At 67.2% G+C, this 23,039-nt stretch carries 17 protein-coding genes, 1 other RNA gene and 1 pseudogene; 4 read left to right on the forward strand and 15 right to left on the reverse strand.

Translation table 11 applies throughout. The features are described 5' to 3' along the window. Window positions 1-475: 475 nt before the first annotated feature. The 15 genes and pseudogenes from OZ10_RS01905 to OZ10_RS01965 all read right to left on the reverse strand — a co-directional run bounded on the left by OZ10_RS01905 (window position 476) and on the right by OZ10_RS01965 (window position 18,436). Window positions 476-772 (reverse strand): flagellar basal body rod protein FlgC, encoded by a 297-nt coding sequence (locus OZ10_RS01905; RefSeq protein WP_039414817.1) that lies wholly within the window; start codon window positions 770-772, stop codon window positions 476-478. Window positions 773-1,017: 245 nt separating this feature from the next. Beyond that, complete coding sequence (locus tag OZ10_RS01910; RefSeq protein WP_039563785.1) at window positions 1,018-2,658, reverse strand: DUF5597 domain-containing protein; 1,641 nt, start codon at window positions 2,656-2,658, stop codon at window positions 1,018-1,020. Next, the gene (locus tag OZ10_RS01915; RefSeq protein WP_039563786.1) at window positions 2,655-5,003 is read right to left on the reverse strand and encodes a S9 family peptidase; all 2,349 of its coding nucleotides are present in this window, start codon (window positions 5,001-5,003) and stop codon (window positions 2,655-2,657) included. Before OZ10_RS01915 ends, OZ10_RS01910 begins: the two co-directional genes overlap by 4 nt. Next, a complete protein-coding gene (locus OZ10_RS01920; protein ID WP_039414820.1) occupies window positions 4,993-6,564 on the reverse strand; it encodes an APC family permease in 1,572 nt (523 codons plus the stop codon). The genes OZ10_RS01915 and OZ10_RS01920 overlap by 11 nt, the downstream gene beginning before the upstream one ends. A gap of 264 nt (window positions 6,565-6,828) precedes the next feature. After that, window positions 6,829-8,664, reverse strand: coding sequence for a DUF885 domain-containing protein (locus tag OZ10_RS01925; RefSeq protein ID WP_039563787.1), 1,836 nt, complete (start codon window positions 8,662-8,664; stop codon window positions 6,829-6,831). Beyond that, entirely contained in the window at window positions 8,661-10,478 is a 1,818-nt protein-coding gene (locus OZ10_RS01930; protein ID WP_039563788.1) for a DUF885 domain-containing protein, read from the reverse strand. The genes OZ10_RS01925 and OZ10_RS01930 overlap by 4 nt, the downstream gene beginning before the upstream one ends. A 91-nt stretch (window positions 10,479-10,569) precedes the next feature. Beyond that, complete coding sequence (locus OZ10_RS23105) at window positions 10,570-10,662, reverse strand: hypothetical protein (protein WP_425511556.1); 93 nt, start codon at window positions 10,660-10,662, stop codon at window positions 10,570-10,572. 1 nt (window position 10,663) lies between these two features. Next, window positions 10,664-11,824 (reverse strand): annotated as a pseudogene (locus OZ10_RS01935) (M24 family metallopeptidase); the annotation flags it as partial. Beyond that, a complete protein-coding gene (locus OZ10_RS01940) occupies window positions 11,791-13,407 on the reverse strand; it encodes an aldehyde dehydrogenase family protein (RefSeq protein ID WP_039410918.1) in 1,617 nt (538 codons plus the stop codon). The pseudogene OZ10_RS01935 and the gene OZ10_RS01940, both read right to left, overlap by 34 nt. Window positions 13,408-13,628: 221 nt before the next feature. After that, window positions 13,629-13,705, reverse strand: a non-coding RNA gene (locus tag OZ10_RS20500) — sX9 sRNA. 50 nt (window positions 13,706-13,755) lie between these two features. Next, on the reverse strand, window positions 13,756-14,664 hold the full coding sequence (locus OZ10_RS01945) for a dihydrodipicolinate synthase family protein (protein WP_039563791.1): 909 nt from the start codon (window positions 14,662-14,664) through the stop codon (window positions 13,756-13,758). Further along, the gene (locus OZ10_RS01950; RefSeq protein WP_202902974.1) at window positions 14,661-15,974 is read right to left on the reverse strand and encodes an NAD(P)/FAD-dependent oxidoreductase; all 1,314 of its coding nucleotides are present in this window, start codon (window positions 15,972-15,974) and stop codon (window positions 14,661-14,663) included. The genes OZ10_RS01945 and OZ10_RS01950 overlap by 4 nt, the downstream gene beginning before the upstream one ends. Further along, window positions 15,967-16,212, reverse strand: a complete 246-nt coding sequence (locus OZ10_RS01955) for a 2Fe-2S iron-sulfur cluster-binding protein (protein ID WP_039563793.1) — start codon at window positions 16,210-16,212, stop codon at window positions 15,967-15,969. Before OZ10_RS01955 ends, OZ10_RS01950 begins: the two co-directional genes overlap by 8 nt. Continuing rightward, complete coding sequence (locus OZ10_RS01960; RefSeq protein WP_039563794.1) at window positions 16,209-17,498, reverse strand: NAD(P)/FAD-dependent oxidoreductase; 1,290 nt, start codon at window positions 17,496-17,498, stop codon at window positions 16,209-16,211. The genes OZ10_RS01955 and OZ10_RS01960 overlap by 4 nt, the downstream gene beginning before the upstream one ends. Further along, a complete protein-coding gene (locus OZ10_RS01965) occupies window positions 17,498-18,436 on the reverse strand; it encodes a proline racemase family protein (protein WP_039410908.1) in 939 nt (312 codons plus the stop codon). The genes OZ10_RS01960 and OZ10_RS01965 overlap by 1 nt, the downstream gene beginning before the upstream one ends. Before the next feature lie 160 nt (window positions 18,437-18,596). Between OZ10_RS01965 and OZ10_RS01970 the strand changes: the two genes are divergently transcribed. The 4 genes from OZ10_RS01970 to OZ10_RS01985 all read left to right on the forward strand — a co-directional run bounded on the left by OZ10_RS01970 (window position 18,597) and on the right by OZ10_RS01985 (window position 22,885). Further along, on the forward strand, window positions 18,597-19,313 hold the full coding sequence (locus OZ10_RS01970; RefSeq protein ID WP_081419243.1) for an AraC family transcriptional regulator: 717 nt from the start codon (window positions 18,597-18,599) through the stop codon (window positions 19,311-19,313). A gap of 171 nt (window positions 19,314-19,484) precedes the next feature. Then, window positions 19,485-21,185: a signal recognition particle-docking protein FtsY gene (gene ftsY / locus OZ10_RS01975; RefSeq protein ID WP_039563796.1), complete on the forward strand. Its 1,701-nt coding sequence runs from the start codon at window positions 19,485-19,487 to the stop codon at window positions 21,183-21,185. Window positions 21,186-21,510: 325 nt separating this feature from the next. Then, window positions 21,511-22,584, forward strand: a complete 1,074-nt coding sequence (gene mutY / locus OZ10_RS01980; protein WP_039410904.1) for an A/G-specific adenine glycosylase — start codon at window positions 21,511-21,513, stop codon at window positions 22,582-22,584. A gap of 22 nt (window positions 22,585-22,606) precedes the next feature. Continuing rightward, a complete protein-coding gene (locus OZ10_RS01985; protein WP_039410902.1) occupies window positions 22,607-22,885 on the forward strand; it encodes an oxidative damage protection protein in 279 nt (92 codons plus the stop codon). The last annotated feature ends 154 nt before the right edge of the window (window positions 22,886-23,039 follow it).

Below are 23,039 nucleotides of genomic sequence, written 5' to 3' on the forward strand. Positions count from 1 at the left end.
CGCAATCGGTGAGGACACAGCACCAGATAGTTGGCTGGTAGTTTTATTGAAGAACCAAGAAGCCACAGCAGAGCCCTGATAGTTACTTGGTTGAAAACTCTACGCACCGACCAACTTGATTGGTCCTTGCCCGCCCACTGTCGCGGAACCCTTGGCGGCATGGATGCCGCCACGGAGCTACATGGACGTACTTGCAGCGTGTCCCGCGATGGTGGGCGGGCAAGGGCCCTGCAGCAAACGCGAAGAACTCGAGTGCGCGGTGCACCCACCAGATAGTTAGCTGGTGGCTTTATGGAAGAACAAAATCATCGCACCAGAAATTCTGCTGGCTGTTTTATTGAAGCTCTGCGCACCGACCATCTCCACTGGTCCTTGCAGCTAAGCAGCAGACGGATGTCGCCGGGTGGGCGATCAGACCGACAGCCGTGTACCCGGCGGATCAGAACGACCACGGCAGTCATCCACTCCGCACCGCTTAGGTCAACACGTCCAGCAGGCTACCCAACATCTCGTCGGAACGCCGCAGCGCGGTGGCATTTGCCTGGAAATCGTTGCGCGCCGACAGCCCTTCCACCAGATCGGTGGCCGGCGCCGATGGATCGGCACTGGCATCGACCACGCTGGCGGCCACGCCGCCATTGGCCTGCGTGCTGGCGGCAACGGACTGCCGTGGGCTGCCATCCACTGCCTGACGGGCCACATTGCTGGCGGCTACCTGCTGGCGCAGTGCGGCCACCTGCATTCCGGAACTGGCGATGCTGTTGATGCTCATGATGGCTCCGGTGCAAAAACTACGAAAAAAAGATAGGACGCGCGTTTACTCGCCAGCCGGCGCAGCGCCGATCACAATCGCGCCGCGCTGCTGTCGCGTTTACCGCAAGCTAACCGCTGGCTAGCCTTCTTACGCGGATGGACCCAGCGAACAGCAACTGCGCCCTACCTGCTGCACATCCACATGTCCTACCTGGCAACTGCGACAATGCCGGCCTCACGGCTGCACGGTCGCCTCGCCCATGCTCAATACGTGCCCACCCGCACACGCAACACCACGGACACATTGCCGGCCGCATCCACACGCCCGAAGTTGAGCCCGTAGTCGGTCTGGTCGCCGTTGAGCTGCCTTTCTACCTGCCAGCGCCCATCGACATACCGCCCCTGCTCTACCCGCAACAGTTGTCCATGACGGGTATCGGCCGCGTTGCGAAAAAATTCAATGCGCGAAGCCATGCCGGTCACCAGAAATTCTTCCGGCCCCAACTGGGCTACCAGCAACCGGCCTGCATGGTCGTCGTTGCCGGGCAGAATCGGCGGCGCATCGCCCCACATGGGCGCACCGAACGACACCTTGGCCTCCCACTCGCCGAAGCGCAGCGTGCGCTGCGGCGTGCCGGGTTGTTCGGCCACTGCCTGCAGCCGGCCGTCGAAGGCGGCCTGCGCCAGAAGTCGCTGCATCGGCGCAAGCAGCTTGAAGTTGGCCGCGTGCGCAGCGATTGCGGCGCGATTGGCCTCGCTGTCGGGGTTGCCATCCATACCGAACACCGAAAAGCCCACCCCGCCCTGCCCCAGCACATGGAACAGATAGGGCGCGGTGGCCGCTTCGAAGCCGGTTTCCGACACCCAGGCCGGGTTGTCGGGCCGCGCGTACTGGCCGATGACCTTGGTGTATTCGTTGTAATCGTTGGTGTAGATGTCGGTGCCGATGAAGTCGATCGACGGCGTGGCCGCACGCCATAGCGCGAACATGTTCACCGTGGCACCGCCGGAGGGATAGTCCATGCCCGGATAACGCTTGCCCTTGTAGCGCAGCCAGGTGTTCACGTAGAGCGGCAGCGGATACGCACGCTTGCCGGCGGCGGCCACCTGCTCGATGTAGGCGGCGGTGGCATGCGCGTTGAACGCTTCGGCCGCTTCGGCGCCGAACACTTGCTGCCAGCTGCCCTGCGGCTTGCCCAGTGCACGCGCAATCGCGGCCGGCACCGCTTGTGCGAACGCGGCCTCGCCGGCCGGGCCGTGGTCGCGCACGGTGCCGATCGCACCGGGCTCGTTTTCCACCTGCACCAGGATCACCGTATGGCGGTCGCCATCCACCTTGCGCAGGTGCTGCATCAACGCGGTGAACGCGCGCATATCGGCCTGCACGTTGGCCGCCGCATGCGGCGACAGCACATCCACCGGTTCGCCGTTGGCATCGCGCATGCGCGGGTACGTGGTCTCGTCGCGCTTGATCCATTCCGGCACGTAATGCATCTGGCCGTTCTTCCAGCTGCCGAACCACAGCAAGGCCACGCGCAGGCCGCGCTTGCGTGCGCCGGCGATCAGTACATCCACATTGGTGGTGTCGAAGCGGCCAGGCGCCGGCTCGAACTGCTCCCAGTACACAGGCGCTTCCACGGTGTTGGCGTGCAGCGCGACCACCTCGTCCAGCGCCTTGGGCAGCACGGCTGGCCAGGCACTGGAGTTGTGCAGCTGCGCGGCTAGCACAGTGTAGGGCGCGCCATCGACAAACAGCGCATGACGGCCGTTCTGGGTGACGAAGCGCGGCAGTTCTTCGGCACTGGCCAGCAACGGCACGCTAGCGGCCAACATCACCAGCGACCACAGCAGCGCCGCGAGGCGGCCACGCGGCTGCGGTATTTTCAGGGCAAGCACATGCATCATCGCGCCTCCGACGGTAGTGAGTTCCAGTGCGGCGTGGGTTCGTTGCGCAGGTGGCGCACGAAGAAGTCGTATTGACGGCGTTGCACGTAGTCGATCGGCCCGCTGGAGCGGCCCACCGAATGCTCGCCACCGGGCACGTTGAGCAGATCGAATTGCTTGCCGGCCTTGATCAAGGCATCGACCACCTGCGCAGTGGAGGCCGGGTCGACATTGCTGTCCTGCTCGCCGACGATCAGCAGCAGGTCGCCCTGCAGCTTGCTGGCGTTGACCACGCCGGATGCCTGCGCATAGCTCGCATCCACCGGCCAGCCCATCCACTGCTCGTTCCAGCTGATCTTGTCCATGCGGTTGTCGTAGCAACCGGCAAACGCCACGCCCACCTTGTAGAACTCCGGATGGCGTTCGAGTGCACCCAGCGTGCTCTGCCCGCCGGCCGATGCGCCATAGATGCCGACCCGGCTGATGTCGTACGAAGGATCCTTCGCGGCCAGCGCGTGATGCCAGGCGATGCGGTCGGCAAAGCCGGAATCGCCCAGGTTTTTCCATGCCACATCGTGAAACGCCTTGGAACGGTTGGCCGTGCCCATGCCATCGATCATCACCACGATGAAACCCAGATCGGCCTGCGCCTGCATGCCGATCTGCTTGTCGCCGCCGGAGTGGTAGCCGAACGGCCAGAACGTCTTGGGCACGAAGGCGTCGTGCGGCCCGGCGTAGATGTTTTCGATCACCGGGTATGTTTTGCGCGGGTCGTAATCGCGCGGGCGCACCACCATGCCCCAGATATCGGTGCTGCCATCGCGGCCCTTGGCCACGAAGGTCTCCGGCGCGCGCCAGCCGGCGGCCTGCAGCCTGCCGATATCGCCACGCTCAACGGTGTGCAGCAGTTGCCCACCGATGGCGTGCAGCTCCATCACCGGCGGCAGGTCCGGGCGCGAATACACGTCCACGTAATGCCGGCCGTCGTCGGCAATGACCACATCGTGATCCGCATTGGCCGTGGTCAGGCGCGTGAGATGCTTGCCATCGAAATCCACGCGGTAGAGCTGCCGGTAGTACGGGTCCTTGCCGGCGTCCATGCCGCTGGCGGCGAACCAGATGCGGCGCTGCGCATCGTCCACGCGCAGCACATCGCGCACCACCCACTGCCCGCGCGTGATCTGGCGTTTGACCTTGCCGCTGCGGCCATCGAACAGATACAGGTGCCGCCAACCGTCACGTTCTGAAATCCACAACACCTCATCGCCGCGCCCATCCACGTCGTGGCGAAAGCTGCGATCGGCATACACGAACGTGCGCGCATCTTCGCCAACGGCCACATGCGCGCGTGCAGTGTGCGCATCCACCGCAATCACCCGCATATGCTGAAAGCCACGCTGCACATACTCAAAGCTCACACTGCGGCCATCGTTGCGCCATTGCAGCGGCGACAACGAATATGGCGTGGCGAACAAGGCGTTATCCACCACGCGCCGGCTGCCATCCACGGCCAGCAGCACCGGCCGTTCCACATCCACCGCATCGCCCGGCTTGGGATACAGCTGGGTGTGCACTACCGGCTGAAGGCGACCGGCCGGTGCGGCCTCCACACGGGTGACCCGGCGCGCAGTGCCCGGCCGTACCCGATACACCGCCAGCTGCTGCGAATCGGGAGACCAAGCAATGCTCTCCGGATCGAAATAGTCTTCCGCACGGCCATCGTCGGTGCGCTGGACCAGCTGGCCGTCGGCCACCCGGCGCACGACCAGGTTCCAGCCATCGGCCAGCGCCTCCCACTGCCCGTCGGGCGAACGGCGTGGCGTGGTATCGGCCGCTACGTCCGGGTCGCGCACCACGCCAAAGCCGCGCGGCCGCTGTTGCCCCTGCGGCTGCCGGCCGGGATCGTCGAGCGCGCAGCGGTAGGTGGTCAAGGTACAGCGCCACGCAGCGTCCTCGATGGCGAACACGATCGCCCCGTCCTCACGCGCGCCTTCCTGCGCATACGCAAACCGCTCGAATGGCAACATCAACGCCGCATAGGCAGTGCCGGTGGCTGCCTGCAGCGCCTGGGACACGCGCGCCTGATCGAAGGCGGGCTGCTTGTGCAACGTGGCGACGTCCACGCGCATGAAAGCGAACCCACCAGGCACCGTCTTGCGGTAATGGAACCTGCCGTTGTCCTGCCAGTACGCCGGCCAGGCGACGTTCTCGGTCAGCGTGCTCCAGTGCGCGCGCAGGCCCAGCGAACGCTGGTAATCGGCCACGCTGGGTGCGGCTTGCGCAGCGGTTGCAAGCAACAGCAGGCAGGCGGCCATGGCGCGCGATGCCTGCGTCAGGCATGCGCATCGCAAGGCATCACTCACCATCGTCTTCCTCCAGCGCCAGCTCGTCGCTGCGCAGGCCGCTGCGCGCGCCCCAGTGGTAGATGAAGAACGCGATCACTGCCACGCTCAAGGTATCGAACGGATGCGCGATCCAGCCGTGTCCACCGAAGGTGCCGGCCCACGACACCAGCATCACCAGCACGAAGAACACGATCAGCCACAACGACGCGCGCACCTGCCGCAACAGGCGGGTGCGGCCTTCGCGCGATGGCAGGCGATACAGCACATACAGCGCGAACGCGGCCACCTGCAAGCCAAGCAGCCACGACAAGGTGGGCCAGGTGGACCAGTACACGATCAACGCCGCGACCATGAACGACAGCGGCCCCAGCACCGCCAGGCCGCGGACGAAAAACGGACGCGGCAACGCCGGCGCGCTGCGGCGCAGGGCTGCCACCGTCACCGGCGCCACCGCATAGCTCAGCACCAGCGCCGCCGACACCACGCCGATCAAGGTCTCCCAGGACGGGAACGGCAAGGTCCAGAAGATCGACAAGCCCAGGCTTAACCACAACGCCGGACGCGGAATGCCCGACGCCGGGTCCACCCGCGTCAGCACCGGCAGGAAACCGCCGCTACGCGCCCAGCCGTACACCACGCGCGGGGTGGCATTCATGTAGATATTGCCGGTGCCGCTGGGCGACACCATGGCATCGCAGATCACCAGCGCCGCCAGCCACGCCATGCCCAGGGCCAGTGCGATGTCGTGGTACGGCAGCGAGAAGGCCTTGTCGATGCCGGTCCACCCCTGCGCCAGCTGTGCGGCCGGAATGCTGCCCAGAAACGCCAGCTGCAGCAGCACGTAGATCACCGTGGACAGCGCCACCGACAGGATCAAGGCGATAGGAATATTGCGCTGCGGGTCGCGCACCTCGCTGGCCACCGACACGATCGGGGTCAGCCCCAGATACGCGAAGATGATGCCGCCGGCGGAGATCGCCGCTTCCACCCCGGCCATGCCCGACGGCGCGAACCCGTGCATGCTGAGATTGCCGGCATTGAAGTGCTTCATCAGCAGCACGATCACCAGGATCGGCACCAGGAACTTGAAGATGCTGACGATGTTGTTGGCCAGCGCAAAGGTCTTGACGCTGAAATAGTTGAGCAGGAAAAACAGCACCAGCAAGGCCAGCTGCACCAGCCAGCCCCAGATGCTGGGATGCGTGCTGTTGGGCTGACTCAACCACGGGAACCACGCCGCTGCATATTGCCGCGCCGCCTCCACTTCGATCGCGATCAAGCTGGAAAACGCGATGAGCGTGATGAAGCCAGTCAGCGAGCCGAGCAAGGCACCATGCGAATACTCCGGGTAGCGCACCACCCCGCCAGCGCGCGGCAACGCCGCACCGAGTTCGCAATAGACCATGCCCAGCAGCAAGACGGCGATGCCGCCGAGGATCCACGACACGATGCCGGCCGGCCCCGCAATCGAGGACACATGGCTGGCCGAAAACAACCACCCGGAACCGAAGATCGAACCCAGCCCGATAAAGGTCAGGTCGGTCAGGCTGAGCCGCTTGTGGAACTTGCCTTGCGTGGCCATGGTGCCCCCGTTGGAAAGGTTGTAGCCGATTTCTAATTACTGCAGCTGTTCCCTTCTCCCACCGGGAGAAGGTGCCCCGAAGGGGCGGATGAGGGTACGTGCGCAGCCTCGTGCCATTTCGACCCTGAGCAGCTTCGCTCCGTACCCTCACCCCCCCCCCTCCGCGCCCCGGCCCGCGCCACTGGCGCGGGCGCTCCAAGGCACGCGCGCCAGTGGCGCGCAAACTGTGCCTTCTCGCCCCGTCGGGAGAGGGGCTCAGCATTGCTACTGCTTCGACACCTCCTGCGCCCAAGGCGACTTCCCGCCATCGCCGATGAAACGGTCGATGCGTTGCTCCAGCACCGGTAGCGGCACCGAACCGGTTTCCAGGATCGCGTCGTGGAAGGCGCGGATGTCGAACTTCTCGCCGAGCGCGGCTTCGGCCTTGTGCCGCAATTCGATGATCTTCAACTCGCCCAGGTAGTACGACAGCGCCTGCCCCGGCCAGGCGATATAGCGGTCCACCTCGGTGGTCACTTCGTGTTCGCTCAGCGCGGTGTTGTCGCGCAGATATGCCTGCGCCTGTTCGCGCGTCCAGCCCTTGTGATGCAGACCGGTGTCGATCACCAACCGGCAGGCACGCCACATCTGATACGTGAGGTAGCCGAAGCGGTCATAGGGCGTGTCGTACATGCCCATTTCCTGGCCCAGGTACTCCGAATACAACGCCCAGCCTTCGCCATACGCGGAGATGTAGCCGTAGCGGCGGAACTCCGGCAAGCCCTGCGCCTCCGCCGCCAACGGCATCTGCAATGCGTGGCCGGGCGAAGACTCATGCAAGGTCAGCGCGGTCAGGTTGTACAGCGGCCGCGACGGCAGGTTGTAGGTGTTGACCAGATAGATGCCCGGGCCGCCACGACCGCCGGTATAGAACGGCGCCAGCTCCGGCGGCACCGGCTCGATGGCGAAACGGCGGCGCGGCAGCCGGCCGATGTAGTCGCCCACCTTGGCATCCACGCGCTTGGCGATCCACGCCGCCTGCTTGAGCAGCTCGTCCGGCGTCTTGGCATAGAACTGCGGGTCGGTGCGCAGGAAATGCAGGAATGCCGGAAACACCGCCTGCCCGGCCGGCGCTTTGAAGCCGCTGGCTGCGATGGTCTGGTCCATCTGCGTCCGCAGCTTGGCAACCTCGTCCAGACCGATCTGGTGGATCTGATCGGGGCTCACCTCCAGCGTGGTGAACTCGCGAATCTGCGCGCGGTAATAGTCCTTGCCATCCGGCAGCGTTTCACCGGCCAGCGTGGTGCGCGCACGCGGTTGATACTCAGTGCGGATGAAGTCCAGCAACTTGGCATACGCCGGCACCACCTGCGCGTTGATGGTCTCCTCGGCCTGCGCCCGCAGTTGCGCCTGCACCGCTGCCGGCACGGTGGCCGGCATCTGCTTGAACGGTGCGTAGAACAGATTGGCCTGACCCTTGGCCTGCGCCACATCGGCGATGGATTGATCGCGGCCGGTCAGCGTGACCTTTGGCTGGCTGAAACCACGCGCCAGCCCGGCGCGCATGTTGTCGGTGTGCTCGGCGAAATAGCGCGGGATATCGGCCAGCATCTTCAGATAGCGCTGATAATCCTCGCGCGTGCGCAACTTGGCCTCGGCGCTGAAGCCCAGGTCGCTCCAGAACGCCGAGTCACTGTTGAACGGCATTTCCCAGGCGCGAAAACGCTGCTGATCCAGCAGCACCAGCAATTGCTGGCGGTACACCTGGTAACTGACCTGATCTTCGGGCGGCAGCTGCGCCTGCGGGATGGCATCCAGTTCCTTCAACGCCTGTTGCCAGTACGCCGTGCGCTGGTTCTGCGTGGCCACGTCCACCTTGGGTAGATGGTCGGATTGCTGCTCCTGCGTGGCCTGGTTGTCTTCATCCACCGCACCGGACAACTGCGCCTGCCGCCAGCGCCATTCGCGCGTGTACAGCGCTTTGAAACGTGCCGCCGCGCTGTCTTGCGTGCTTGCTGCGGGTGCGGGTGCTGCGGCTTGCGCCTGCACGGCGGCGGCGCCCAGACCGGAGGCAATCAACACGCTCAATGCGCTTGCGCGCCAGATGCGGCTGGTCCTCATCCGCGTGCCTCGGGTGCCACCTTGGCCTGCGCAATCCACTGCCGCACGCGCTGCTGCAACAGTGCCAGCGGCATCGCGCCGCCGCCGAGCACCGCATCGTGGAAGGCGCGCACATCGAAACGATCGCCCAGCTCTTTTTCCGCTTCCGCGCGCAATGCCAGGATCTGCAGCTGACCGAGCTTGTAGCCCAGCGCCTGGCCGGGCCACACGATGTAGCGGTCGGTTTCGGACTGGATGCTGGGCTCGTCGTCGGACGGATGCGCGTGGAAGAAGTCCACCATCTGCTGGCGATTCCAGTGCTTGTAGTGCACACCGGTGTCGAGCACCAGCCGGTTGGCGCGCAGCAACTCGCCGGACAGGCGGCCGTAGTCGTTGTACGGGTCCTTGAAGAAACCGATCTCCTTGCCCAGCCGCTCGGCATACAGCGCCCAGCCTTCGATATAGGCGTTGTAGCCAGCCTGCTGGCGGAACGGCGGCAGGGGCAGCGTCTGCGCAAGCGAAATCTGCAGGTGATGCCCGGGCACGCCTTCGTGATAGGCGGTGGTTTCGATGTTGATCAGCGTGCGGCTGGCGAAGTCGCTGGTGTTGACCTTCACGATCGCCGGCTTGGTGCCTTCCGGATTGCTTTGCCAATACTCGGCGCCGGGTGCGCTGCGACGGAAGGCCGGCATCGCCTGCACCTCCAGCGGCGTCTTGGGCAGATGCCCGAACAGCTTGGGCAGTTCCGGCTCCATCGCCGCGATGTACTGCCGGTATTGCTGCAGGATCTGTTCGCCGGAGCTGGCAAAGTGGCGCTTATCGGTCTCCACCGCCTTGCGGAAGCTGGCCAGATCCGCAAAACCCTGCGCCTTGGCGATCACCGTCATCTCCCCTTCGATGCGCGCAACTTCCTTCAATCCGATCTGGTGGATCTCCTCCGGCGCCATGTCGGCGGTGGTCTGGGTGTGGACGGCGTAGCGATAACGGCGCTCGCCATCGGGCAGCGACCACACGCCTTCCTGCGCGCGCCCTTGCGCGGCGTATTCGTCGCGCACGAACGCAGCCAATTTGCCGTAGGCCGGGCGCACCTGCTGATCGATCGCGGCGAGCACCTGTTGACGCAGCGCGTCGCGTTGATCGGCCGGCACCGCCGCATCGAGCTTTTTCAGCGGCGAAGCGAACGGGCTCTGCTCGCCGGTCAACGCGGCAATCTTGTCGATCTGCTCGGGCAGGCGCTCCAACAGATAGCGCGGCTGAGTGAGGCCATCGGTCGCGCCCTGGCGCGACACCGCGATGACTTGCTCGATCACGGTCGGGATCGTCTGCAGACGCTTGATGTAATCCTGGTAATCCTTGGCGTTTTCGAACGGAAACGCATCACCATACCCGGCCAGCGCCAACTGCACGCCGCCGATGGGCTCCAGCGGCATCGTGTAGGTCTTGAGGTCGATGCCTTCCAGCTTGTCGCGCAATTGACCCAGCATCATCTGCAGGCTGAGCTGGCGTTGCTCGTCCAGCGCCTTGGCATCCACTGCTTCAAACTGCGTGAGCAGGTCCGCGGTTGCGGCGCGCTCCGCCTGCACCGCTTCCAGCGAATAATCGCTCCAGCGGTCGTTGTAGCGCTTGTCGCCGATGATGCTGGCGAACTCCGGGTTGTGCTGCAGCTGGTATTGCCACTGTTTATCCAGCAACGCATCGAAGGCCTTGGCGGCTTGTTCGCTATTGGCCGAGGCAGTGGTAGCGGACGCCGTTTCCGATGCCGGCGGTGCTGGCTTGCAGGCGGTAAACAATGCGGCGGCAAGCAGGCCGATGGCGACAGGACGCAGGTGGTTCATGCATTTACTCCAAGATGCAAGGACAGCGGTAGGAGCGCGCATGAGCGCGAATGGCTTTACTCGGGAATGCCCGTCGCGCCCGGGTGCGCTCCTACGCGCGCGTGAGTCTGTGCCGCTCACGCAAACGGTTGATCGATCGCCAGCGACGGCGGCGTAAACCACTGCGCGCCCGCGTCGGTGACATAAAAATGGTCTTCAAGCCGCACGCCGAACTCACCGGGTACCACGATCATCGGCTCGTTGCTGGCGCACATGCCCGGCTGCAGCGGCTGCGCATTGCCGCGCACCAGATACGGTGCCTCATGAATCGCCAGACCGCAGCCGTGGCCGGTGCGATGCGGCAGGCCGGGCAAGCGGTAGTCCGGGCCCAGCCCTGCGGCTTCCAGCGCCGTGCGCGCGGCCTGATCCACTGCCTCACAGGCCACACCGGGGCGGATCGCCGCAAATGCCGCTGCCTGCGCGGCCTGCTCCAGGTCCCAGATGCGCTGCTGCGCGGCGTTGGGCGTGCCATAGATCCAGGTGCGGGTGATATCGGAATGGTAGCCCTGCACGGTGCAGCCGGTGTCGATCAACACCAGCTCGCCTTCGCGCAGGCGCTGCACGCCCGGGATGCCATGCGGAAATGCGGTGGCATGGCCGTATTGCACGATGCAGAAGGTCGAACCGTTGTCCGCGCCCAGCGCGCGATGCGCCTCGTCGATGAAGCGCACCAGTTGATCGGTCCCGATGCCCTCGTGCGCGATGCCGGCGGCCAGCCGCTGCACCAGCAGGGTCATGTCGCAGGCCTGCTGCATCAACGCCAGCTCGGCCGGCGACTTGGACATGCGGCAGCCGTCGACGATCGCCCCCGCATCGCGGATCGCCGTGCCAAGATGCGCGCGCAGACCGGTGTGCACGGCGAAGGCAATGCCCGGGTCCAGCGCCAACGCATGCGCGTGGCGCTCGTCCATGGCCTGCACCACCAGCGCATACGGGTCGTCGTGTTCTTCCCATAAGTACTTGGCCACCGGGATCTTCAGCACCGCGTCCAGCGAGCCTTCTTCGAACGCAGGACACAGCAGCACCGGCTCGCCATTCAACGTCAGCAACAACGCCACCAGGCGCTCGCTCGCGCCCCATGGCACGCCGGTGAAATAGCGCAGCGAGGTGCCGGCGCCGATCAACAGCGCATCCACGCTCTGGCTGCGCATCAGGCTGCGTGCGCGTTCGATGCGGCGCTCGTATTCGTCCGCGGCGATCGGCGCGGCGCATTGCGTCCACGGCGCCAGCTGCGCACGCGCCTGCTCCAGCGACAGCCCGCCGATCTGTGCGCTCATGCACCTGCTCCCAGATCGGCCGTGCTCCATTGCCCATCGACCAGCCGCGCCACCCCGCCGGGATTGCGCTGGCGCAATTCCGCAGGCAGCAGTGCATCGGGCACCGCGTCATAACTGTGCAGGGCCGCAAAACGGCGGATTGCACCGGGCATGCCCACGGCGGTGAAGCCCGGGTGCCCGGTGCTCGGGAACGGGCCGCCGTGGTTCTGCGCGGCGCTCACGGCCACGCCGGTCGGCATCTTGCTGTTGATCAGCCGCCCGACCCGCGCGCGCAACACCGGCGCGATGGCCTGCCAGGCCGCATCGTCGCTGCCATCGCCGGCGCGATATAGCGTACCGGTGAGATTGCCTTCGAATGCCGCCGCCACCTGCGCCATCTGCGCTACGTCGGCTGCGCGCACCAGCAGGCTCACCGGGCCGAACGCTTCGGCCTGCAGTGCGTGCGGGTGGGCGATGAATGCCTTTGCATCCACGCTCAACAAGGTCGGCGCGTAGCGGTAGCCATCCTCGCCGGTGTGCCCGCCCGCCAGTACGCTGGCACCGGCAGCGCGCAGGCTGGCCACCCCGCGTTGCACACCGTCCACACCGGCCGCCGAGAACAGCACCATCGGCATGGCCGCTTCGAAATGAGCCTTGGTGGCCGCAACAAACGCATCGCCGGCCGCACCGTGCGGCACCACCACCACACCCGGATTGGTGCAGAACTGCCCGCTGCCCAGTGTGCAGGACGCAAAGAACTCCTGCGCCAGCGCATCGCCGCGTTCGGCCAGCGCGCCGGGCAACAGGAACACCGGGTTGACGCTGGACAGTTCGGCGTAGAACAGCACGCCTGCTGCGTCGGCCGCTGCCTTCAGCGCCAGCCCACCGGCACGGCTGCCGGTAAAACCAATCGCGCCCAGCCGCGCATCGCCGGCCAGCCGCACGCCGATGGCGTTGTCGAAGTGATACAGCAACTGTACGGCCACCGCCGGCAGACCGGCCGCAACCAGCGCCTGATGCGCCAGCTGCGCCATGCGCTGGCTGGTGGCCGGATGCAGCGGGTGCGCCTTGGCGATCACCGGGTTGCGCGCTGCGATCGCGCTGGCGAAATCGCTGCCGGCAATGGCATTGAACGCAAACGGGAAATTGTTGGGGCCGAACACCAGCACCGGCTTGCCTAGCGGCGCCAGGTGCGAACGCAGATCGGCCGCGTTATCGATGACGGGATGGGTCCAGCTGTACGTGCGCACCGCCTGCGCGGCCTGGCGCAGCTGCCCGCTGGTGCGCGGCAGTTCGTTGCCACGCAAGCGTGTGGGCGCGGGCAACGCGGTTTCGGCATGCGCCAACGCGACCAGGGTGTCGGCATCGGCATCCAGCGCGTCGGCATAGGCGTCCAGGAAGGCGGCGATGCGCTCCACCGGTGCAGCCGCCAGTTCCGCTGCCACCGCCTGCGCTGCGGCGACGGCGGCTTCCACATCGTCCGCGCCACTGATCGGAAACTGCGGGCCGATCGGCTCGCCGGTGGTCGGGTCGGCAGCGCGGAAGCTGCCGGCCGCGTGGCGGCTGGGTTGCCATTGGCCTGCCAGTAGCACCTCGGCGGCGGTCATGGGAATGGAGTGGTTCGTGTCGTTCATTGCGGCACCTTCGGTAACAGGGATGCAGGGCCTGCGCACTGTGCGCCAGCGGCCGGCCAGAGAAGCGATGAGGATGCAGCACTGCAGGCCACATCCGCAGCCGCCGACGCCTTGCCCCACGCGCAGGCACGGCGCGTGGGGCGAATCCGCACGCGCCGCACGCTGTGCCTGCGAGTAGACGCAGCGTGCGATGGCCGTACGCCATCAGGACAACCGAGAGCGGCTAACAGAACGTAGCGCGCAGTCGTCAGGCGGGTGCGGGCAGCGCGCTCAGCGTCGGAGTGTACGAGTGGTACATGCCGATCCGAGCACCAACCGCGCCCGCCTGGCGGCGGCGCAGTCGTGTTGCTAGCTGCTCTTCGGCGCCGTGGCGATGGCATGCTCGATCACCTTCAACGCGGCATCGCGCTCGGCGCCGGCCACCACCAGCCGCGGCGCACGCACCTGCTCGCTCCCCATGCCCACCTTTGCCTGCACCAGCTTGATCAGCTGCACGAAGGTGGGCACGGTGTCCAGGCGCAGCAGCGGCAGGAACCAGTGGTACAACTCCTTTGCCGCCGGGTAACCGCCGTCGCGGGCGAGTTCGAACAGGCGCACCGATTCTTTCGGATACGCATTGACCAGCCCTGCGATCCAGCCCTTGGCGCCCATGCTCAGGCCTTCGACGATGGCATCGTCCATGCCCACCAGCAGCGCCAGCCGATCGCCCAGCAGTTCCTGCAGGGCGGCAAAGCGGCGCACGTCGCCGGAGGATTCCTTCACGGCCTGCAGGTTCGGGAATTCGGCAGCCAGCTCGGCGATCTGCGCCGGGCCGAAATCGGTCTTGTAGGCCACCGGGTTGTTGTACAGGATCACCGGCAGGTCGGTCGCGCCGATCACCGCACGCACATGCGCGCCCATTTCGCGCCAGTCGGTGGAGTACACGTACGGCGGCAGCACCATCAGGCCGCCGCAGCCGATGTCCTTGGCCGCCTTGGCCAGTGCCACCGCCTCGCCGGTGGCCAGGCTGGCGATGCCCGGCACCACCGGCACGCGGCCGTTCAAGGCGGTGACCAGCGTGCGCAGGATCGCCAGCTTGTCGTCCACGCTCAAGGTGGCGGCCTCGCCCAACGAGCCCAGCGGCACGATTGCGGTGCAACCGGCATCCACCAGCTGGTTGGCATGCTTGCCGAGGAAGTCGTGGTCGATGTCGCCCGAGGCGGTGAACGGGGTGGTGATGGCCGGCAACACGCCGTGCCAGAACGCAGCAATGCTCATGGGTGATTCCCTTGCGAGTCGGAAGTGAACGAGTCGGCCAGCGCCGCGAGGCGGACCGGGAACAACGGCGGCCGGCGGCCGGCGTCGGTGGAAAGCTCGGGCGGGCAACGGCCCAGTTCGGCCAGCGCAGCGGAGCAGATGCGGCCCTGGCAGGCGCCCATGCCGCAGCGCGAGGCCAGCTTGGCGTCGCGCGCATCGTTGAAGTCGTCCAGTGCGCCCAGCGGCACGTCTTCGCAGCGGCAGATCAGCGTGTCCGGTTGCGCCAGCGCGCGGATGCGCGGGTCCAGCGCGAACTGCTGCTGCAACAAGTCGGCAAATGCACGCGCGGCGCGCCGCCTTGGTTGCAGGCGCAACGCGGCCTCCGGCGCATCGGCGGCCATGTGCCCGGCCATCGCGCCTTCGATCAAGGCGCAATCGCGCCCACCGATGCCGCAGGCTTCGCCGGCGGCAAACACCTGGGTGACGCTGGTGCGCAGCAGCGCATCCACCTGCACCTGCTGGTGCGCCCCACATGCCTGCAGCTGGCAACCCAGCAATTGCGCAAGCTCGGTATTGGGCACCAGGCCATAGCCCACCGCCAGGTGGTCGCATGCGATGCGCGTGCGGCCGCCGGGCCCTTCCAGTTCGACCTCGCGCAGCTGCGTATCGCCATGCGCGGCAACCACGACGCTGCCGGCGCGATACGCCACTGCGTGCAGCTGCAGGCGCAACGCGGCAGCCTGCGCGGCCTTGCCCGGCCAGCGCCACAACTGCAGCGCGAACCGGCGCAACGCCGCTGCCGAGGCCTGTTCGTGGATGCCCAGCACCTGCGCGCCATGCCGTTGCAAGGTGGCCGCACTGGCCAGCAGCAGCGGGCCACTGCCGGCCACCAGCACACGCTTGCCGGCCAGCGGCCAACCCTGCTTCGCAAGCGCCTGCGCCGCGCCGGCACCGGTGACGCCGGGCAAGGTCCAGCCCGGAAACGGCAGCAGCAATTCGCGCGCACCGGTGGCCAGCACCAGGGCGGCGTAATGCAGTTGCTGCGTGCCGTCCGGGCCATCGGACAACAACCAGCCCGGTTGCGCCAGCAGGATCTGCGTGCGCGTCTGCAGCGTGATCGCCGCATTGCCCTGCACCTGTTGCAGCAGCGCGCGCGCATCGGCCGGCGCACCGTGCTGCACATCGCTGCGCCACACCTGCCCGCCCACACGCGGCTGCATGTCCACCACGCCCACGCGCACACCGTGACTGGCTGCGGCGTGCGCGGCGGCCAACCCGGCCGGCCCGGCGCCGATCACCAATACATCGAAATGCAGCACGCATTCAGCCATCGGTGCGCACCTGCATGCCATCGCGTGCGTCCACCAGACAGGCGCGTTGCTGGCCGATGCCATCGATCCGCACGCGGCATTCGAAACACACGCCCATGCCGCATAACGGCGCGCGCGGTTGCCCGCTGCTGGATCGCCGGAACTGCAGCGTGGCTTGCGCCACGGCAGCCGCCACGCTGGCACCGGCCGGCACCTCGACCGGCTGCGCATCCACGTGCAACCGCACTGTCGCGCTCATGCGGCCGTGCCCTGCACGGCACGCGCCGGGGCGTACGGCATCGGGTCGATGGCCGGCGTGCGCCCGAGCAGGCTGTCCACGATCACCCGTGCGCTCCCCAGCGCCGTGGTGACGCCCAGCCCCTCGTGACCGGCGGCCACCCACACATCGCGCCGGCCGGGCACCGCCCCCAGATACGGCCGCCCATCCGGCGTGGCCGGGCGCAGCCCGGTCCATACGCGAATTGCCTGCAACTCACGCAGCACCGGCAGATACGCAAAAGCACGCTGCAACATCTGCTGCAGCACCGGCATCGACAACGCGCGATCGTGCTCGCCGAACTGGCGCGAGGAGCCGATCAATATCTGCCCGGTCGGCCGCGGCTGCACATTGAAGGCCACACTGGTGTCGTCGGCGCCATGCGCCGAATCGGCATAACCGAGTTCCAGCAGCTGATGCCGGATCAACCCCGGGTGGCGGTCGGTGATCACCAGATGGCCCTTGCGCGGGCGCAACGCCAGCTCGGGCAGCAACTGCGGCAAGGCCACGCCGCTGGCCACCAGCACGGCTCCGGCAAGCACCTGCCCGTCGTCCAGGCGCACTGCATGCTCCTGCAACTGCGCAACGCGGCGGCCGGCAAATACCTGCGCGCCGGCCTTGCAGGCCAGGCTCACCAGATGCCGCGCCACCCGCGGCGGATACACCACCGCCTCGCCGGGCACGCGCATGCCGCCGGCCAGGCCGGGCACCAGCTGCGGCTCCAGCGCATACAACTGCGCCGCATCGATCGCTTCTGCCTGCAGATCGGCAGCGGCCAGCCGCGCGATCTTGGCCGGCACCGCCGCCAGTTCGCGCGCGTCGCGGGCCACCCACAGCGTGCCGCAGCGGCTGAATTCGGCATCGCTCAGCGTCGCGAAGCGCTCCCACAGGCGCAGCGAATACGCCGACAACGCCAGCTCGGCCGGGTCGTCGTCCATCGCCACCAGGTGCCCCATCGCCGCGGCGGTGGCGCCGCCGCCGATCGGCCCCGGTTCGACGATCGCCACCCGCAGCCCCTCGCCCGCCGCAGCCTCGGCGCAGGCGGCGCCAACAATGCCGGCACCGACCACGATCAGGTCGTAACTGCGCCGCGTGGAGGCGGCAGACGGCGCAGAGCCGGATTCGGGTCCGGCCACGGAACCCGGCGCCGGCGCAGATGCCGTCGCGGGCGATGGCGACGCGGGCAGCGCAGCAGACGTGCCGACGATCACCAGTTCGGCCGGCGACATGGCCGACGCAACCACCGGCGCGGGCCGCACGGCCTCCATCAGGCCACGATGCCCCAGGCGAACGGGTCGGCCGGGTCGATCAGCAGCTGCGCGCGCGCAGTGATGTACGCCTGCCCGCTGATGCGCGGCGCAATACCGCGCCCGCTCAGGCGATAACTGCCTTCGAACGCACTGCCCAGGATGCCTTGCTGCACCCAGCGCTCGCCCTCGCCCAGCTTGCCGTCGGCGGCCAGGCACGCCAGCTTGGCGCTGGTGCCGGTGCCGCACGGCGAACGGTCGTAGGCCAGCCCCGGGCACAGCACGAAATTGCGCGCCACGCCGCTGCCATCGGGTGCGGCGCCGTTGACTTCGATATGGTCGATCTCGCCACCGCCCTCGCCGGTGATGCCGGCGGCCTGCAGCGCCAGCCGGATCGCTTCGGTGTAGGCAGTGAGCGCGCGTTGATGCGCCAGGTCCAGCGCACATGGCGCCTGCTCGGTGATGAAGAACCAGTTGCCGCCCCAGGCCACATCGCCGCGCACCGCGCCATGCCCCGGCACGTCCACCACCACACCGGCAGCCGCGCGATAACTTTCCACGTTGTCCACCCACACGGTGCCGTCGTCGGCCAGCTCCACGCCCACCGTGCCCACCGGCGTTTCGATACGGTGCCTGCCCGGCGCGATCCGCCCCAGCTCGGCCAGCGTGCGCACCACACCAATCGTGCCGTGCCCGCACATGCCCAGATAACCCACGTTGTTGAAGAAGATCACCCCGGTGCAGGCGCTCGGGTCGCGCGCCGGCAGCAGCAACGCGCCGACCATGGTGTCCGAGCCGCGCGGCTCGCAGGCAATCGCGCTGCGCCACTGGTCGAACTCGCGGCCGAACCGCTCGCGACACTGCGCCAGGTCGCCATCGCCCAGATCGGGGAAGCCGGCCAGGACCACGCGGGTGGGCTCGCCGGCCGTATGAGAGTCGATCACGTCGATGCTGTGCATGGCGCATGCTCCCACTGCCGGCCCGCGCACGACTAGCGTGCAATGCGAAATCAAAATGCGGAAATCTGCACAATTACCAACCCGATGCATCGCCGCGCGTTTGCGCTAGGATCATTGCTGGGTTGCACCTTCGTGCAACCGTCAAATCGTGACCGCTACCATGACCCTGATGGACCTCAACCTGCCCGCGCTGGAAATGCAGACGCTGTTCGATGCACTGCCGGATGTGGTGTTCTTCATCAAGGACAGCGAGGGCCGCTACACCCACTGCAACCTCACCCTGGTGCGTCGATTGGGGCGCAAGCTGCGCAGCGAGATCATCGGTCGGTCGCCGCTGGAAGTCTTCCCCCTGCCGCTGGGCGGCAGCTACATGATGCAGGACCGTCGCGTCCTGCTTGGCGAACTCATCGACAACCAGCTCGAAGTGCACCTGTATCCCAATCGCCTGCCGGGCTGGTGCCTGACCTTCAAGCGCCCACTGTGCGAGGCCAACGAGGTGATCGGCGTGGTCGGCATCTCGCGTGATCTGGGCCAGCCCGATAGCCGGCATTCGGCCTACGAACGCCTGAGCCAGGTGATGGAACACATGCAGGCCAACTTCGGCGACAACCTGCGCGTGCAGGCGCTGGCCGATCTGGCCGGGCTGTCGGTGGCGCAGCTGGAGCGGCACTTCCGCCGCGTCTTCCAGGTCACCCCGCAGCAACTGCTGACCAAGCTGCGCATCGAATCGGCGATGCGGCTGCTGTATGGCGAGGACAGTATTGCCAGCATCGGGCAACGCTGCGGCTTTGCCGACCAGAGCGCCTTCGCGCGCCAGTTCAAAGCCACCGTCGGCATGACTCCGCGCGATTACCGCGCGCTCAAGGGCCAGCTGTAAGGCGCCCATCATGCGCTGACACACGGCCGGCACAAATGCCGAATTCGGCAGCATTGCGGGCCCGAGCGTGATGTGCTGCCGCCGTGGTGGCGAGGGGCGCCACTGAAGGGCGCGTCAAGGTGAGACCGGACCCCGATGGTAGAATTTCGGGTTTCCCCTACTGCGTTGCCAATGGCCAGCTTTTTTCGCCGCAACAAGCCCACCACGCCCGACAGCTCGCGTACCTCGCGCTACAGCCTGGAAGAACTGGCAGCCGCATTTCCCACCGCGCCGTCTGCCGCCACCCCTGCATCGCCCGTCGACGCCCTGCCACCTGCGCAGACCGGCACACCGCCTGCCGCTACGCCAGCGCCCACGCCCGCACCGGTAGCGGCGGACCCGCCAACGCCGGCCGCCGAGCACGCCGCGCCCGCCACACCGGCTGAGGCGTTGGCACGCGACATCGCCGCCCGCACCGGCCAGGCGCAGAGCGTGGCGGCGGTGCCGAACACGCCGCCCGCCCCTGCGGCGCCGGCCCCATCGGCCCTGCAGGCACTGCCGGACCCGGCGCCTGCCGCCGCCCCCGTCGCCCCGGCGCCGGTGGTGGTGGTGCCGCCAGTCGTGGCGCAGCCACACGGCGTACCGACCTCGCCGGCAACGGCGCCCGCAGCGCCTGCTGCACCGGCGCAGTCGCTGTTGCAATCGCCACCATCGACGCCCGCAGCGCCGGTCGCGACGCCTGTTGCCGCTGCGCCTATTGCCGCTGCGCCTATTGCCGCTGCGCCTGCTGTCGTACCGCCTGTTGCTGCTCCGCCCGCCGTCGTACCGCCTGCCGCCTCCGCCCCGCCCGCCGCCGCCCCGGCCGCGAGCACGACACCAGTGGTCACCGCACCGGCCATCGTCAGCAGTCCGCTGCCAGGCACCCAGGACGACAGCATCGTCGGCCAGCACGACGCCCTGCCTGCTGCACCGGCGGGCAAACCCGGCTGGCGCGAGCGCCTGCGCAACAGCACCTTCGCGCGCAGCTTCGGTGGCCTGTTCTCGCGCAACCCCAAGCTCGACGACGACCTGCTCGACGAGATCGAGACTGCGTTGATCACCGCCGACGTCGGCATCGGCGCCACCACCGCGTTGGTCGAAGGCCTGCGCAAGCGCATGAAGTCGCGCGAATTCGTCGATGCCCAGGCCATGTTCAAGGCCTTGCGCGCCGATCTCATCGCGCTGCTGCAGCCGGTCTCCAAGCCACTGGTCATCGACCGCTCGCACAAGCCCTTCGTGGTGCTCACCGTCGGCGTCAACGGCGTTGGCAAGACCACCACCATCGGCAAGCTGGCCAAGCGCTTCAAGGACGACGGCAACAGCCTGATGCTGGCCGCCGGCGACACCTTCCGCGCCGCTGCCGTGGCGCAGCTGCAGGCCTGGGGCGACCGCAACGGTGTGGCGGTGATTGCGCAGGGGCAGAATGCCGATGCCGCTTCGGTGGCGTTCGACGCGCTGCAGGCCGCCAAGGCGCGCGGCACCGACGTCTTGATCGCCGACACCGCCGGCCGCCTGCACACCCAGACCGGGCTGATGAACGAGCTGGGCAAGATCCGCCGCGTGCTCGGCAAGATCGACGCCGCCGCGCCGCACGAAGTGCTGATGGTCATCGACGGCACCACCGGCCAGAACGCCATCTCGCAGCTGCGTCAGTTCCATGCGGCGGTCGGCGTCACCGGCCTGGTCGTGACCAAGCTCGATGGCACCGCCAAGGGTGGCGTGGTGTTTGCGCTGGCGCGGGAGTTCAACATCCCGATCCGCTTCGCCGGCATCGGCGAACGCCCGGAAGACCTGCGCGTCTTCGACCCGGTCGCCTTCGTCGACGCACTGTTGCCGGACGCCTTGGGCGGTTGATTGGAAGATGCCTGCCCGCATCTGCAAGCGCTGCGGGGTGGTTGCAGCGTGCGGCAGGTATCGCGTGACTGGTCGCAGGCACGACGTGTACTGACGGTTGCCCAGCCCTTGCCTGCAGCACTGCACACGCCAGTCCGCGCTGTGCGTCGGTGGCTTATTACCGTGCGCCCACATCACCGCATTGGCCTGGGGATGCGGATGTTTCTGCGAACGGTGCCTGGTCGGAATGACGTTTCCGCTGCGGTGAGTGGACGCGCCGCACCACGCGCGTAGCAGCTGCACTCCTGCTCCCGACACCCTTGCCCTCCACCGCCAGCAGAGCGCCATGCCAGCCGACCACGCCACTCCCCTTGCTGATACCTTCGTCGAGCGCCTGCTGCACTGGTTCGACGGCCACGGCCGCCACGATCTGCCCTGGCAGCATCCACGCGCGCCGTACCGGGTGTGGCTGTCGGAGATCATGCTGCAGCAGACCCAGGTGGCGGTGGTCATTCCGTATTTCCACAAATTCGTGGAAAGCTTCCCTACGCTGGCGGATTTGGCGGCAGCCGACAACGACACCGTGATGGCGCATTGGGCCGGGCTGGGCTACTACGCCCGCGCGCGCAACCTGCATGCCGCCGCCAAACACTGCGTCGCCTCGCACGATGGCGACCTGCCGCGCGACTTCGATGCACTGCTTGCGCTGCCGGGCATCGGCCGCAGCACGGCCGGCGCCATCCTGAGCCAGGCCTGGAACGAGCGTTTTCCGATCATGGATGGCAACGTCAAGCGTGTGCTCACGCGTGTCCACGGCATCGCCGGCTATCCCGGCCTGCCGGTGGTGGAAAAGCAGCTATGGCAACTGGCCTGGGCCCATGTTGCGCACGTGCCGGCCGGACGACTGGCCGACTACACGCAGGCGCAGATGGATTTCGGTGCCACGCTGTGCACGCGCGCCAGACCGGCGTGTATCGTGTGCCCGCTGCAGCAGGACTGCGTCGCCCGCCGCGACGGCCTGGTGGACGCCTTACCCACTCCCAAGCCCGGCAAGGTGCTGCCCGAGCGCGAAGCCACTGCCTTGCTGCTGGAAAACCTGCACGGCGAGATCCTGTTGCAACGCCGCCCGCCGACCGGCATCTGGGCCTCGTTGTGGACCCTGCCGCAGGCGGAGACCGACAGCGGCCTGCGCAGCTGGTTCGCCACCCACATCGAAGGCAACTACGAACGCGCCGATGCGATGGCGCCGCTCGTGCACACCTTCAGCCATTACCGGCTGCACCTGCAGCCCTTGCGCCTGCGCAAGGTCGCGCTGCGCGCAACGGTGCGCGACAATGACGACCTGCGTTGGGTGGCGCGCGCCGATCTCGGCTCGCTGGGCTTGCCGGCACCGATCCGCAAACTGCTCGACACGCTTTAAGCACGCCTTCAAAGGAATTCGCATGTCCCGCACCGTGTTCTGCCAGTACCAGCAATGCGACACCGACGGCCTGGATTTCGTGCCCTACCCCGGCGAGCTGGGCCAGCGCGTGTTCGCGCACATCGGCAAGACCGCCTGGCAGGCGTGGCTGGCACACCAGACCATGCTGATCAATGAAAACCGGCTGTCACCGCGCGACCCCAAGCACCGCGCGTTTCTCGAGGCCGAATTGCAGAAGTTCCTGTTCGACCGCAATGCCGACAAACCCGAAGGCTATGTGGCACCGCTGGGCGAAGAGTAGCTGGACGGGGATTGGGGATTGGGGATTCGGAGTGGTCGCGGCCCGGCTTGTTGAATGCCGATCAGGCGGGGGCTGCACCGGCAACCGATCGGCCAACATGCCCCTCGCCCGGGACGCTGGCATATGCAGGCGATGCCGATCAACGCCATCGCCC

Origin of the sequence: Xanthomonas cannabis pv. cannabis (assembly GCF_000802365.1) — a bacterium.
GTDB classification, from domain to species: domain Bacteria; phylum Pseudomonadota; class Gammaproteobacteria; order Xanthomonadales; family Xanthomonadaceae; genus Xanthomonas; species Xanthomonas cannabis.

What these genes read in the sequence shown, in the direction of transcription:
- OZ10_RS01905 (WP_039414817.1), bottom strand. Translation starts at nt 772, where the DNA reads ATGAGCATCAACAGCATCGCCAGTTCCGGAATGCAGGTGGCCGCACTG.
- OZ10_RS01910 (WP_039563785.1), bottom strand. Translation starts at nt 2,658, where the DNA reads ATGATGCATGTGCTTGCCCTGAAAATACCGCAGCCGCGTGGCCGCCTC.
- OZ10_RS01915 (WP_039563786.1), bottom strand. Translation starts at nt 5,003, where the DNA reads ATGGTGAGTGATGCCTTGCGATGCGCATGCCTGACGCAGGCATCGCGC.
- OZ10_RS01920 (WP_039414820.1), bottom strand. Translation starts at nt 6,564, where the DNA reads ATGGCCACGCAAGGCAAGTTCCACAAGCGGCTCAGCCTGACCGACCTG.
- OZ10_RS01925 (WP_039563787.1), bottom strand. Translation starts at nt 8,664, where the DNA reads ATGAGGACCAGCCGCATCTGGCGCGCAAGCGCATTGAGCGTGTTGATT.
- OZ10_RS01930 (WP_039563788.1), bottom strand. Translation starts at nt 10,478, where the DNA reads ATGAACCACCTGCGTCCTGTCGCCATCGGCCTGCTTGCCGCCGCATTG.
- OZ10_RS23105 (WP_425511556.1), bottom strand. Translation starts at nt 10,662, where the DNA reads ATGTCACCGACGCGGGCGCGCAGTGGTTTACGCCGCCGTCGCTGGCGA.
- OZ10_RS01940 (WP_039410918.1), bottom strand. Translation starts at nt 13,407, where the DNA reads ATGAACGACACGAACCACTCCATTCCCATGACCGCCGCCGAGGTGCTA.
- OZ10_RS01945 (WP_039563791.1), bottom strand. Translation starts at nt 14,664, where the DNA reads ATGAGCATTGCTGCGTTCTGGCACGGCGTGTTGCCGGCCATCACCACC.
- OZ10_RS01950 (WP_202902974.1), bottom strand. Translation starts at nt 15,974, where the DNA reads ATGGCTGAATGCGTGCTGCATTTCGATGTATTGGTGATCGGCGCCGGG.
- OZ10_RS01955 (WP_039563793.1), bottom strand. Translation starts at nt 16,212, where the DNA reads ATGAGCGCGACAGTGCGGTTGCACGTGGATGCGCAGCCGGTCGAGGTG.
- OZ10_RS01960 (WP_039563794.1), bottom strand. Translation starts at nt 17,498, where the DNA reads ATGGAGGCCGTGCGGCCCGCGCCGGTGGTTGCGTCGGCCATGTCGCCG.
- OZ10_RS01965 (WP_039410908.1), bottom strand. Translation starts at nt 18,436, where the DNA reads ATGCACAGCATCGACGTGATCGACTCTCATACGGCCGGCGAGCCCACC.
- OZ10_RS01970 (WP_081419243.1), top strand. Translation starts at nt 18,597, where the DNA reads ATGACCCTGATGGACCTCAACCTGCCCGCGCTGGAAATGCAGACGCTG.
- ftsY (WP_039563796.1), top strand. Translation starts at nt 19,485, where the DNA reads ATGGCCAGCTTTTTTCGCCGCAACAAGCCCACCACGCCCGACAGCTCG.
- mutY (WP_039410904.1), top strand. Translation starts at nt 21,511, where the DNA reads ATGCCAGCCGACCACGCCACTCCCCTTGCTGATACCTTCGTCGAGCGC.
- OZ10_RS01985 (WP_039410902.1), top strand. Translation starts at nt 22,607, where the DNA reads ATGTCCCGCACCGTGTTCTGCCAGTACCAGCAATGCGACACCGACGGC.